The following is a 12,660-nucleotide window of genomic DNA, read 5'->3' on the forward strand; positions in this document are numbered from 1 at the left end:
GTTCAGGTGATCGCGACGAATTTCGCAGGCGTGCTCCCGTGGCGGGGGAATCGCCTGCGTGAGGAAAACGGCCGGGTTTGTTCCCGTGCCGGCTCTGTATGAGCAAACAAGCTGGTCCGGTTCGTCCGGGCTTTGGTTCAAAAGGTTCTGTTGGTGACGATGGCTTCAAGCGCAATCATGGAAAGGTCCGCATCAAACCGCGCCATTATGGCTGCGGGCGGCACCGCCATGGCGCTCAAGCGGCGGCCGACGGACGTTCAAATATCCGGCACCCACATTCCAGACACGCAGCAGCAGGCTTTGCCTCGCAAGCTGCGGCTGACGGCTGCCGGGGGGAAACGAAATAATGCCCAACAAAATGCTGATAGACGCCTCCCACCCGGAGGAAACACGCGTTGTCGTCATACGCGGTAACCGTATTGAAGAATTCGACTTTGAATCCCAGGACAAGAAGCAGCTCAAAGGAAACATCTACCTAGCCCGCGTAACGCGCGTAGAGCCCTCCCTTCAGGCAGCCTTTGTCGAATATGGCGGCAACCGTCACGGTTTTCTCGCCTTCAGTGAAATCCACCCCGATTACTACCAGATTCCGGTCGCCGATCGTCAGGCACTGCTGCGCGCGGAAGCGCAGGAGGCTGAGGACGAGGAGAACGAGGACGGCGACGGCGATGATCGCCAGAGCCGCGATCGCGGACGGCGCGGCCGCAGGCGCGGCGGCAAGCCCCGCGACCGGGGCGAGCACAAGCGCGATGCAGCCGATTCCGGCGAGGCGAGCGACGCTGCCGACGAGGCAGAAGAAGGTGCCGACGCTGGTGTCGAGGACATCTCGCACACGTCCGAGATCATCGAACATGCGGCTGATTCGTCCGAACATGCAGATGCGTCCGAGCATGGCGAGGATTCGGCCGAGCAGGACGAAGGCGAAATCCGCGAAGGCGGCCCGACGTCGATCGCCGCCTCGGTCGAGGCCGATGTGATTTCCGAAGCCGTCCCGCTGGCCGAACAAGGCAGCGAAGCGACCTCCGGCGACAATGATCGCGGCATGCTGGAAGAAGTGCAGTCCTCGCATCCGGACGATCACGAGGTCGAATCGGTCGGCGCCGAGGATGCGCTGGAAGAAGTGCGCAACCGCCGCAAGCCGGTGCGCCGCCAGTACAAGATCCAGGAAGTGATCAAGCGCCGGCAGATCCTCCTGGTGCAGGTCGTCAAGGAAGAGCGCGGCAACAAGGGCGCGGCGCTGACCACCTATCTGTCGCTGGCCGGCCGCTATTCGGTGCTGATGCCGAACACGGCGCGTGGCGGCGGCATTTCGCGCAAGATCACCAGCGCGGTCGACCGCAAGCGGCTCAAGGAGGTCGTCGCCGATCTCGAAGTGCCGCAGGGCATGGGCGTCATCCTGCGCACCGCCGGCGAGAGCCGCACCAAGGCAGAGATCAAGCGCGACTACGAATATCTGATGCGGCTTTGGGAAAATGTCCGCAATCTCACCTTGCAGTCCACGGCCCCTGCCCTGGTCTACGAGGAAGGCAGCCTGATCAAGCGCTCGGTCCGCGACCTCTACAACAAGGATATCGACGAGATTCTTGTCTCCGGCGAGGAAGGCTACCGCGAGGCCAAGGACTTCATGCGCATGCTGATGCCGAGCCACGCCAAGGTGGTTCAGCCGTTCCGCGACACGACGCCGATCTTCGTGCGCAACGGCATCGAGGCACAGCTCGACCGCATGCTGCAGCCGCAAGTGACGCTGAAGAGCGGCGGCTACATCATCATCAACCAGACCGAAGCGCTGGTTGCCATCGACGTGAATTCGGGCCGCTCCACCAAGGAGCACTCGATCGAGGACACCGCGCTCCACACCAATCTGGAAGCGGCCGAGGAAGTCGCGCGTCAGCTAAGGCTGCGCGATCTTGCCGGCCTGATCGTCATCGACTTCATCGACATGGAGGAGAACCGCAACAACCGCTCCGTCGAGAAGCGGCTGAAGGATCACCTCAAGAACGATCGTGCGCGCATCCAGGTCGGCCGTATCTCGCATTTCGGCCTCATGGAGATGTCACGCCAGCGCATCCGCGCCAGCGTGCTGGAATCGACCATGAAGCCTTGCCCGCATTGCGGCGGCACCGGCCATGTGCGCTCCGATTCGTCGGTCGCGCTGATGGTGGTGCGGGCGATCGAGGAATTCCTGCTCAAGGATTCGCGCAGCCACATCACGGTGCGGACGCCGGCGGCGACAGCACTCTACGTGCTCAACCACAAGCGCGGCACGCTGGTGGAACTCGAAAGCCGCTTCGGGCTGACGATCACCGTCGAGGCCGACGATTCGGTGGGTTCGCAGCACTATGCGATCTTCCGCGGCGCGTTGGCTGAAAAGCCGGAAGGCTTTGTCGAGGCGCGCAGCTTCCCGGCCTATGTCGAGCCGGACGAGCCCGAGGATGAGATTGCCGTCATCGAGGAAGACGACGAGGCGCCGATCCAGGCAGAACAGCCACGCCAGCAGCCGCAGCAACAGCAGCCGCGGCCCGCTGCCGGTGGTGAGGAAGGCGAAGGCCGCGACCGCAAGCGCCGCAAGCGTCGGCGTCGGCGTGGCGGCAAGGATCGCGATCGCGAACATGGCGCCCCTGCGGACGGTGCTTCCGTCTCGGCTCCGGCCGGCGAGTTTTCGGACTCGGACTCGGCCGCCGGAGATGGCGACGCGGAAGCGGACGACAATGCCCCTGTTGGTGTTTCCGAAACTCCTGCCACAGCTGAAGCTTCGGACGAAGGCCAGGGCAAGAAGCGCCGGCGCGGCAAGCGCGGCGGCAAGCGCAACCGCCGCGAAGACGGTGAAGGCGAGGCTGAGGCAAGTGCTGGCGAAGCAGCCGACGCGTCCGAAGGCGAAGTCTCGGCAACCGAGGTGATCGCTAGCGAGCCGGTGGTTACCGCAGCGGCCGAAGAGCCGGTGGTGCTTGCTCCGGCCAATGACGACGCGCCGAGCACGGAGAAGCCGAAGAAGCCACGCCGTGCCGCCAAGCCGAAGAAGGCCGCAGCCGAAATCGTCGCCGAAGAGCCGGCTGCCGAGGCGGAAGCACCGGTCGAGACGCCGGCCACGGCGTCCGACGAAGCAGCGGCTGTCGAGAAGGCACCGAAGGCCCGCCCGTCGCGGCGCAAGCCGGCGGCGGTGAATGCGCCGGTCGAGCCGGTGGTGTCTTCGACCGTAGCGGAAGAACCCGCGGCCAAGGCCGAGGACAAGACCGACGACAAGCCGAAACGCGGCGGATGGTGGCAGCGGAAGGGCTTTTTCTAAGCCTTTCAGCCACCTGAGCTAGTTTGTTGACAAAAATCCCGCGCCGTCTCGAAGACGGTGCGGGATTTTCTTATCTGGCGCTATTCCGGATCGCGAAAGGCTAAAACGCTTCTTTGATTTTTATGCATGTCGTTGTCCCAAAACCGCTGCGCACTTTTGGGCGACATGCATCACGGCGCGAAGATCGACCAGTTCATCATCCTGGCCAGCTTTTCCAGCGCGATCGACCCCAGCTTGGAGTTGCCGTTGGCATTGAGGCCGGGCGACCAGACGGCAAGCGACGCCATGCCCGGCACGATGCCCAATATGCCGCCGCCGACGCCGCTCTTGCCGGGGATGCCGACGCGGAAGGCGAAATCGCCGGAGCCATCATAGTGACCGCAGGTCAGCATCATCGCGCCGATGCGGCGTGCCCGTTCGGCCGACACCACGGAATGCCCGGTCGCCGGGTTCTTGCCGCCATTGGCGAGGAAGCGGCCGGCGAGCGCCAGTTGCCGGCAACTCATTGCGATGGCGCAATGGTGGAAGTAGACGCCCAGCGCCAGCTCCGGCGCGTGGTGGAGATTGCCGAAGGATTTCATGTAGTTGGCAAGCGCGAAGTTGCGATAGCCGGTGGCCCGTTCGGACGCCGCGACCTCACGATCGATGATGATCGTTTCGTCGTCGGCGAGGAACTGGATGAAGCGCAGGATTTCGCCGATCGCCTCGCGCGGCTGGTGGCCGGCAAGCAGGATGTCGGAAATGACAATGGCGCCGGCATTGATGAACGGGTTGCGCGGAATGCCGTTCTCATGCTCGAGCTGCACGATCGAGTTGAATGGATTGCCTGACGGTTCGCGGCCTACCCGCTGCCAAAGCGCGTCACCGACATTGCCGAGCGCCAGTGTCAGCGTGAACACTTTCGAGATGCTCTGGATGGAAAATGCCTGGTCGGCATCGCCGGCCATCAGCACGCGGCCGTCATTGGTGACCGCCGCGATGCCGAACTTCTTCGGATCGACCTTGCCCAGCTGCGGAATGTAGGAAGCGACGTCGCCGCGATCGGTGCGCTCGGCCATTTCGGCGGCGACTTCGGCCAATGCCCGATCAAGTTTGGGGGCCTGTTCAAGTTCCGGCATGGTGCTACCTCAACCAGCGTTCGATGCGCACCATTGCCTCGACCATGTCGTCGTGGCTGCCGGCATAGGAGAAACGCATGGTCCGGTGCCCAGCCTGAGTGTCGAAGTCGCGGCCGGGCGTTGCTGCAACATGCGCCTCGGCCAGCATCTTTCGCGCAAAGGCCATGCTGTCATTGGTATGCCTGGTGACGTCACAGAACGCATAAAAGGCGCCGTCCATGGGCGCCGCCAGCGGAAAGCCGAGTTCCGGCAGGCGTTTCATCAAGAGCTCGCGATTCCAGGCGTAGCGGCCTTTTACCGCCTCCAGTTCCTCGGTCGCCCTGAACGCTTCGATCGCGGCAATCTGCGATAGCTCCGGCGGCGAGATGTAGAGGCTCTGGGCGACGCGCTCGACCGGCCGCACCAGTTCCTGCGGCAGCACCATCCAGCCGATTCGCCAGCCGGTCATGCAGTAATATTTGGAGAAGGAATTGATCACCGTCACATCGCCGCCATAGGCAAGTGCCGTGGTGTCGGGGGCGGCATAGGCCAGCCGGTGATAGATTTCGTCGGAGATGACGGCGATGCCGAGGTCCTGTGCCGTCCTTACCAGGGCCGCCAGTTCATCGGCTGGTATGACCGCGCCGGTTGGATTGGCGGGACTGGCGAAGAGAACGCCTTTCAGCGGCTTTTCACGATGCGCGGCTTCCAAATGGCCGGCATGCAGGTAGGCGGCGTCGCCGAGCTCGATCTCGACCACCTCGATGCCGAGTGCGGCCATGATGTTGCGGTAGGCAGGGTAACCGGGTGCCGCGATGGCGACGCGGTCACCCCGATCGAACATCGCCAGGAAGGCAAGGTTGAAGGCGGCCGACGATCCCGTGGTCACCGCGATCCGGCCGGGCTCGATCTCAAGCCCGTAGTGATCGGCGTAGTGTCCGGCTATCGCCTTGCGCAAACCTGCCAGTCCGAGCGCGTCGGTGTAGCCGATGCGCCCATCCTGCAGCGCCTTGGCTGCTGCGGCGCGAACCAGAACCGGTGCGGGATCGGAGGGTTGGCCGACGGCCATCGAAACAACCGGCACGCCCTGGGACTTCAGCCGGTTTGCCTCTGCCAGAATGTCCATCGCATGGAAGGGCTCGACATTGCCACGGCGTGAGAGCGAAACGACCATTTAACCAGTATTCCCGATGACTGACGGCGCCAGGCACTGGCGCATGTGCCGCACAAATGCCCGATTGATGTGAGGATCACAAGTTGAGGAAGTTTCCGGCGCCGACTTTTCATCTTTCGCCCGCTCGTCTACCAGTGGACACATCATGTTGAGCCGACCCAGATCGACGATTGCCCAGGCAGCGCGCGTCTTCGCGACGCTTTCGCTTGGCGTTGCCGTTGCAATGTCGAGCTCGGTCAGCGCCTTCGCCCAGAACGTGCCGGTGGTGCGCGACGCCGAGATCGAGGCGCTGGTGCGCGATTACGCGCGGCCGATCTTCAGGGCGGCCGGCCTGGCGAATGACGGCATCGACATCGTCCTGGTCAACGACCAGAGTTTCAACGCCTTCGTCACCGGGCGTCGGCTGTTTATCAACACCGGCGCGCTGATGACGGCTGAAACGCCCAACGAGATCATCGGCGTCATCGCGCACGAAGCCGGTCATATTGCCGGCGGCCACCAGCAGAAGCTGCGCGACCAGCTCGAACGAGCCAAGACGATGGCCGTCATCGCGACATTGCTTGGCGCCGGCGCCATTGTCGCCGGTGCCACAACCAGCAGCCGCGGTCTCGCCGGCGCCGGCATGGGCGTGGCTGCCGGCGGCGGCGAAATGGCACAGCGCAGCATCCTCGCCTATCAGCGCACCGAGGAGATGACGGCCGACCGCTCGGCGATCACCTATCTCAACGCCACCGGCCAGTCCGGCATGGGCATGCTGAAGACATTCCGCCGCTTCCAGACCGCACTTTCGCTTTCGGGCGCCCAGGTCGATCCGTATCGGATCAGCCATCCGATGCCGCAGGACCGCATCGCCAATCTCGAAGTGCTGGTGAAACAGGACCCCAATGTCGACAGGCCGGACCCGCCCGCGCTGCAGCAGCGCCATGACATGATGCGGGTGAAGATCGCCGTTTACATGGAAGGCCAGGCGGCCGCGTCCCGGCTGATGCGAAAGATGCAAGGAACCCTCGCCGCCCAGTACGGCGACGCCCAGTCGACCTACCTGTTCGGCAACATCGCCGCCGCCCTCGCCAAGACCAATGCACTGATCAAGGCGCAACCGAAGAATGCCTACTTCCAGGAACTGCGCGGCGACATCCTGATGAAAGCCAACAAACCCAAGGAAGCCGCGGACGCCTATGCCAAGGCGGTCAGCCTCGATTCGGCTCGGTCCGGTCTGCTGCCGGTGTCCGTGGGCCAGGCGCTGATGGCCGTCGGCACGCCCGACTCCCTCAAAAAAGCCGTCGTGCAGATCAACAATGGCCTCGGTCGCGACAAGGAAAATTCAGCCGGATATCGCTATCTGGCGCAGGCCTATGGCGAGTTGGGCGACATACCTGGCGCTGAACTTGCCACCGCCGAAAGCCATTTCTATTCCGGCAACTACAAGGATGCGAAGATTTTCGCCATGCGGGCGCAGCAGCAGATGAAACGCGGCGAGCCGCGCTGGCTTCGCGCCCAGGATATCATAAACTACAAGCCGTCAACCAAGATCAAGTGAACCTTCCGGCCCCGCGCCACGACATAGCCAGACCGGAAAACAGGCAGAAGGAACAGGAACGATGAAAAAGGCACTGCTGCTGGGCACCACGGGGGTTGCGGTCGCTCTGGCCATGCTGGCTTTCGGATTCGTTGCCGGAAACCCGCAGATCGCCAAGGCCGGGACCGCACAGCCGGTCGAGACGGCGGCGGCCGATACCAAGATCGACCGCACCGAGGTCGAAGGCATCATCCGCGACTATTTGTTGAAAAACCCGGAAGTTCTTCTGGAGGTCCAGGACGCGCTTGAGGCCAAGCAGAAGGAAGAGCAGCGCATCGCTCATCTCGGCGTGATCAAGGATGCCAAGGACCAGATTTTCAACTCCGCCTTCGACGGCGTCGTCGGCAATCCGACCGGCAAGGTCACCATCGTCGAGTTCTACGACTATAATTGCGGCTTCTGCAAACGTGCCATCGACGACATGAAGGCGCTGACCAAGACCGATCCGGACCTGCGTTTCGTGCTCAAGGAATTCCCCATCCTCGGACCGGATTCGCAGAAGGCGAGCGTGGTCTCGATGGCCTTCCACCTGATGCACCCGGAAAAGTACGGCGAGTTCCACAATGCGTTGCTCGGCGGTCAGGGACGCGCCACCGAGGCGGCGGCCATGAAGGTCGCGCTGTCGCTCGGCGCCGACGAAGCGGCGCTGCGCGAGAAGATGAAGGACCCGACAATCAACGAGGCCCTCGCCAAGACCTACGATCTTGCCAACAAGCTGGCGATCACCGGAACGCCGTCCTATGTCGTCGGCAACGAGGTGGTGTTCGGGGCGCTCGGGCAGGAAGTGCTGGCTGAAAAGATCGAGGCGGCGAAAGCCGCGCTCTGATCTTGCTCGCCAGCTATCTCTCACTGGCACATTTCCGCCTGTTGTGGACAGTGAAAGAACGCACTTGCGCTCTTTCCGCGGGCGGCTATGCCCATTATAGAGGGCCCAGCGCGCCGGCTTGATGACGGCGCCGGGAAAGGTCGGCTTTTTTGAAAACGGTTTTCGTCCTGAACGGTCCCAATCTCAACGCGCTCGGCAAGCGCGAGCCGGGCATCTATGGCGGCAAGACGCTTGCCGCGATCGCCGACGACTGCAAGCAGGCAGGCACGGCGCTGGGGTTCGAGATCGATTTCCGCCAGTCGAACCATGAGGGCGACCTTGTCGACTGGATTCAGGAAGCCGGCGACAAGGCTGTCGGCATCGTCATCAATCCGGGCGCCTACAGCCACACCTCGATTGCCATCCACGACGCCATCCGCGCCGTCGCACCATTGCCGGTGGCCGAAGTTCATCTTTCCAACATCCATGCGCGGGAACCATTCCGCCACGTCTCCATGGTCGCGCCGGTCGCCGTCGGCATGATCTGTGGCTTTGGGCCGCTCGGCTATACGCTGGCGCTACAGGCGCTGGCCGCACGCCTATGACCGGCCAACAAACAGAAGGCTCGAAAATGTCGATAAAGAAGACCGGTGTTGACCAGCAACTGATCCGCGATCTGGCGGGCATACTGAACGACACCAACCTCACCGAGATCGAGGTTGAACTGGGCGACCTGAAGGTGCGCGTCTCGCGGCAGGCGCCGGCCGTTCATGCAATCGCGGCGCCGCAACCGGCCTATGCGCCGGCAGCAGCGCAGGCTGCCGCCGTTGCCGTGCCTGTGGTGGCGGACCTTTCCAAGAATGCGGTCACCTCACCGATGGTCGGCACGGCCTATTTGGCGCCGTCGCCGGACGCCAAGGCATTCATCGAAGTCGGCCAGAAGGTCAAGGAAGGCCAGACGCTGCTGATCATCGAAGCAATGAAGACGATGAACCAGATCCCCTCGCCACGCGCCGGCACGGTGACCGCGATCCTTTTCGAGGATTCGCAGCCGGTCGAATATGGCATGCCGCTCGTCGTGATCGAGTAGAGCGGGCCTGATGTTTCAGAAGATCCTCATCGCCAATCGCGGCGAAATCGCCCTCCGGGTGCTGCGCGCCTGCAAGGAACTCGGCATCCAGACGGTGGTGGTGCATTCGACCGCCGATGCCGACGCCATGCATGTGCGGCTCGCGGACGAGAGCGTCTGCATCGGTCCGCCGCCATCGCGCGACAGCTATCTCAACATCCATCAGATCGTTGCGGCCTGCGAAATCACCGGCGCCGACGCCGTGCATCCGGGCTACGGCTTCCTGTCGGAGAACGCCAAGTTCGCCGACATACTGGCCGCGCACAACATCACCTTCATCGGTCCGTCCGGCGACCATATCCGCATCATGGGCGACAAGATCGAGGCCAAGCGAACCGCCAAGCGCCTCGGCATTCCGGTTGTGCCCGGTTCGGACGGCGCCGTCACCGACCAAAAGGAAGCCAGGCGCATTGCCGCCGAGATCGGCTATCCCGTGATCATCAAGGCATCGGCCGGTGGTGGCGGGCGCGGTATGAAGGTGGCGCTTACAGAGGCCGACCTTGAGGTCGCCTTGCAAACGGCGAGCACGGAAGCCGGTGCGGCCTTCGGCGACGATGCGGTCTACATCGAGAAATACCTGGAAAAGCCGCGCCATATCGAGGTGCAGGTGTTCGGCGACGGCTTTGGCCGCGGCGTGCATTTCGGCGAGCGCGACTGTTCCTTGCAGCGCCGCCACCAGAAAGTCTGGGAAGAGGCGCCCTCGCCGGCCCTCAATGCCGAAGAGCGCGCCCGTATCGGCGGCATCTGCGCCAAGGCGATCGCCGACCTCGGCTATTCCGGCGCCGGCACGATCGAGTTCCTCTACGAAAATGGCGAGTTCTATTTCATCGAGATGAACACGCGCCTGCAGGTCGAGCATCCGGTGACGGAAGCGATCACCGGCATCGATCTCGTGCATGAGCAGATCCGCGTCGCTTCCGGCGGCGGCCTCTCGGTGAAGCAGGAGGACATCAAGTTCAACGGCCACGCCATCGAATGCCGCATCAACGCCGAGGACCCACGCACCTTCACCCCCTCGCCCGGTACGATCACCCATTTCCACACACCGGGTGGTCTGGGCATCCGCGTCGATTCCGGCGTCTATTCCGGCTACAAGATCCCGCCCTATTACGACAGCCTGATCGGCAAGCTGATTGTACATGGGCGTAACCGCGTCGAGTGCATGATGCGCCTGCGCCGCGCCCTGGACGAGTTCGTCGTCGACGGTATCAAGACGACGCTGCCGCTGTTTCGCGATCTCGTCGGCAATGCCGACATCGCCAATGGCGATTATGACATCCACTGGCTGGAAAAATACCTGGCCAAGGAAGAGTAGCGCGGAGACGCGATGACCCGCCCCTACGCGCCCGGCTATCGCATCCCCACCGACCTGCTGCTCAAGGCCTACGCCTCGGGCGTTTTCCCAATGGCAGAAAGTGCCGGCGACCCGGAGGTGTTCTGGGTGCGGCCGGAGACACGCGGCATCATCCCGCTTGACGGCTTTCACACGCCGAAAAGTCTCTGGAAAACGATCAAGAAACATCCCTTCGACATCCGTTTCGATTTCGATTTCGAGGCGACCATCGACGGCTGCGCCGAAAAGCGCGCGGAGCGGCGCTCGACCTGGATCAATGCGCCGATCCGCGAAGCCTATATCGAGTTGCATCGGATAGGCCATTGTCATTCGGTCGAAGCGTGGCGTGAGGACCGGCTGGTCGGCGGCCTCTATGGCGTGTCGCTCGGCCGGGTGTTTTTTGGCGAGAGCATGTTCGCCAGGGAGACGGACGCTTCCAAGACCTGCCTCTTCTACCTCGTCGAGCGCTTGAAGGCGCGGGGCTTTGCTCTGCTTGATACGCAGTTCACCACCGAGCACCTCAAGCGGTTCGGTGCGGTCGACGTGCCGCGCGGCAAGTATGAGAAGATGCTCGCCGATGCGTTGAAGGGCGAGGCAATATTCTATCCCTGAGGATTGAGCCTACTTCCCGGTAGCGGCTTCCAATGGAGTCTGCGAATGGAACATCATCTTCCAGCCGTTGGCGCGATGGACGTAGCCGGTGCTGACCAGCGCGGCATAAGCCTCGCCATTCTCCCGTGTCGCACGCGCCTCGTAAGTCAGCATGATGATGTCGCTGCCCGGCTCGATAATGCCCTTGAGATCCATCTGCAGGTTGCGCCAGCGGTTGGGCTTGGCCGCGGTCTTGGCCAGATCCGCATTGTCCATCGCCTGTGCCATCTGCGGAAATGCCACCAGGCATTCGGTGTCGGCGTTGGCCGCGTAGTAGGCGGAGTCGCCCGTCCAGAACCCCTTTTCGAGTTCCAGCAATTCGGCCTTGCTAGCCGTGATCCGTTTGCTGTCTGACATCGGAAGATCCTCCTTGCGCATGAATGTGCGCTCGTCCGTGGCCCAACGCATTGTGGCCAGGACGGTTCCGGGGGATCAGTTGGTGTCGGTAGTATCGGGTTCCGAAGCGTCCGGCTCCGTCACATCAGGCGTTGTGACGTCCGGAGTGGTCGCGGCTTCCGGTTTGGCTGCGGCGGGCTTGGGAGCCTCCGCTTTGGTTGCGTCAGCCTTGGCTCCGTCGGGCGCCGGCACATCCGACTTCTGCTTGCAGGCCTTCAGCCAGACGTCGTAGACGGCATGCTCGACGGCGTTGAGGCCGGGGCTTTCGGCAAACATCCAGCCGGTGAAGATGCGGCGGATCTTGCGGTCGAGCGTGATCTCGTCGACCTCGACGAAGGAATCGGTCTTCGGCGCCTCCGCCTGCGGCCGCGAATAGCAGACGCGCGGCGTCACCTGCAAAGCGCCGAACTGCACCGTCTCGTCGATATAGACATCGAAGGTGATGATCCGGCCGGTGATCTTGTCGATACCGGCAAACTCGGCAACGGCATTGGTAACCCGGTCCGCTCCCGCGGGCGGCACCGGCGCGGGTGCCGCGGGCTCAGGCGAAGCGGCGAAGGCCACGGTGCTGACGGCAAGACCGGCGGCTAGCGCCAGACTGGCCGATATTGAGTAAGAAAAGCTCATGCAAAGATACCGGTGGTTCGCGCCCGGGTGATTCTGTCGATCGCCAAGGCTAGTCGCCGTTTTCTGATCAGCAAGCAGCTAAACACCAATTGTGGCGATAAAGGACCGGCTCGCACCCTGTCGCTACGACCCGGGTGTCCAGGCATCGTAGTCGCCGGTGACCTGCGGGCGATGCTGATTGGTGAGCACCGAGCCCTTCGGGCGATAGGCCGCCGGGCTGCCGGTCAGATTGGGCTGATGCGGCTTCTGCCAGTCGCGTGGCTTGTAGTCCTCGCTGGACGGCGCGACGTCGACACGGTGGTGCATCCAGCCGTGCCAGCCGGGCGGTATCGCCGAAGCTTCCGAATAATTGCGGTAGATGACCCAGCGGCGCGTGCGGCCTTCCGAATCGATGCCGCCTTCGTAGTAAAAATTGCCGGTCTCGTCCTGGCCGACCTTCTTGCCATACCGCCACGTGTGCAGGCGGGTTCCTATCGTCTGGCTGTTCCACCAGGTGAAAAACTGCGTAAGGAAAGTCTTCATTTCAAAACCCTCGCGCCGGCAGCGCCCGTTTCCTGCTTATGGCGTCAGGCCTTGCCGAAGGCAA

Annotated in this window: 12 protein-coding genes; 7 read left to right on the top strand and 5 right to left on the bottom strand. The window is 63.0% G+C overall.

The genetic code is table 11. The annotated features are described in order from the left end of the window. The first annotated feature begins 346 nt into the window (after positions 1–346). Positions 347–3,283, top strand: a complete 2,937-nt coding sequence (locus A4R29_RS15650; RefSeq protein WP_024503887.1) for an Rne/Rng family ribonuclease — start codon at positions 347–349, stop codon at positions 3,281–3,283. A 170-nt stretch (positions 3,284–3,453) separates the two neighbouring features. On the opposite strand, the gene A4R29_RS15655 is transcribed toward A4R29_RS15650, so the two are convergent. Next, positions 3,454–4,401 (bottom strand): glutaminase, encoded by a 948-nt coding sequence (locus A4R29_RS15655; protein WP_063172298.1) that lies wholly within the window; start codon positions 4,399–4,401, stop codon positions 3,454–3,456. 4 nt (positions 4,402–4,405) lie between these two features. Then, on the bottom strand, positions 4,406–5,554 hold the full coding sequence (locus A4R29_RS15660) for a pyridoxal phosphate-dependent aminotransferase (RefSeq protein ID WP_027160394.1): 1,149 nt from the start codon (positions 5,552–5,554) through the stop codon (positions 4,406–4,408). A gap of 145 nt (positions 5,555–5,699) precedes the next feature. Between A4R29_RS15660 and A4R29_RS15665 the strand changes: the two genes are divergently transcribed. The 6 genes from A4R29_RS15665 (at position 5,700) to aat (ending at position 11,012) form a co-directional block, all read left to right on the top strand. Next, complete coding sequence (locus A4R29_RS15665; RefSeq protein WP_013531361.1) at positions 5,700–7,094, top strand: M48 family metalloprotease; 1,395 nt, start codon at positions 5,700–5,702, stop codon at positions 7,092–7,094. Between the two features lie 61 nt (positions 7,095–7,155). Beyond that, positions 7,156–7,959, top strand: a complete 804-nt coding sequence (locus tag A4R29_RS15670; protein ID WP_013531360.1) for a DsbA family protein — start codon at positions 7,156–7,158, stop codon at positions 7,957–7,959. A 149-nt stretch (positions 7,960–8,108) separates the two neighbouring features. Further along, on the top strand, positions 8,109–8,543 hold the full coding sequence (aroQ, locus tag A4R29_RS15675) for a type II 3-dehydroquinate dehydratase (protein WP_013531359.1): 435 nt from the start codon (positions 8,109–8,111) through the stop codon (positions 8,541–8,543). Between the two features lie 26 nt (positions 8,544–8,569). Further along, a complete protein-coding gene (gene accB, locus A4R29_RS15680) occupies positions 8,570–9,028 on the top strand; it encodes an acetyl-CoA carboxylase biotin carboxyl carrier protein (protein WP_013531358.1) in 459 nt (152 codons plus the stop codon). Between the two features lie 10 nt (positions 9,029–9,038). Beyond that, positions 9,039–10,382 carry an acetyl-CoA carboxylase biotin carboxylase subunit gene (accC, locus tag A4R29_RS15685; protein ID WP_013531357.1) on the top strand — a complete coding sequence of 448 codons (1,344 nt, stop codon included), beginning with the start codon at positions 9,039–9,041 and terminating at the stop codon, positions 10,380–10,382. Between the two features lie 12 nt (positions 10,383–10,394). Continuing rightward, positions 10,395–11,012, top strand: a complete 618-nt coding sequence (gene aat / locus A4R29_RS15690; protein WP_024503883.1) for a leucyl/phenylalanyl-tRNA--protein transferase — start codon at positions 10,395–10,397, stop codon at positions 11,010–11,012. 9 nt (positions 11,013–11,021) lie between these two features. On the opposite strand, the gene A4R29_RS15695 is transcribed toward aat, so the two are convergent. The 3 genes from A4R29_RS15695 to A4R29_RS15705 all read right to left on the bottom strand — a co-directional run bounded on the left by A4R29_RS15695 (position 11,022) and on the right by A4R29_RS15705 (position 12,596). Continuing rightward, a complete protein-coding gene (locus tag A4R29_RS15695; protein ID WP_024503882.1) occupies positions 11,022–11,408 on the bottom strand; it encodes a hypothetical protein in 387 nt (128 codons plus the stop codon). A gap of 75 nt (positions 11,409–11,483) precedes the next feature. After that, the gene (locus A4R29_RS15700) at positions 11,484–12,074 is read right to left on the bottom strand and encodes a DUF2155 domain-containing protein (protein WP_063172299.1); all 591 of its coding nucleotides are present in this window, start codon (positions 12,072–12,074) and stop codon (positions 11,484–11,486) included. A gap of 123 nt (positions 12,075–12,197) precedes the next feature. Then, the gene (locus tag A4R29_RS15705) at positions 12,198–12,596 is read right to left on the bottom strand and encodes an NADH:ubiquinone oxidoreductase subunit NDUFA12 (RefSeq protein WP_013531353.1); all 399 of its coding nucleotides are present in this window, start codon (positions 12,594–12,596) and stop codon (positions 12,198–12,200) included. Between the last annotated feature and the right edge of the window lie 64 nt (positions 12,597–12,660).

Origin of the sequence: Mesorhizobium ciceri biovar biserrulae, from assembly GCF_001618845.1 — a bacterium.
In the GTDB taxonomy this organism is placed as follows: Bacteria; Pseudomonadota; Alphaproteobacteria; order Rhizobiales; family Rhizobiaceae; genus Mesorhizobium; species Mesorhizobium ciceri.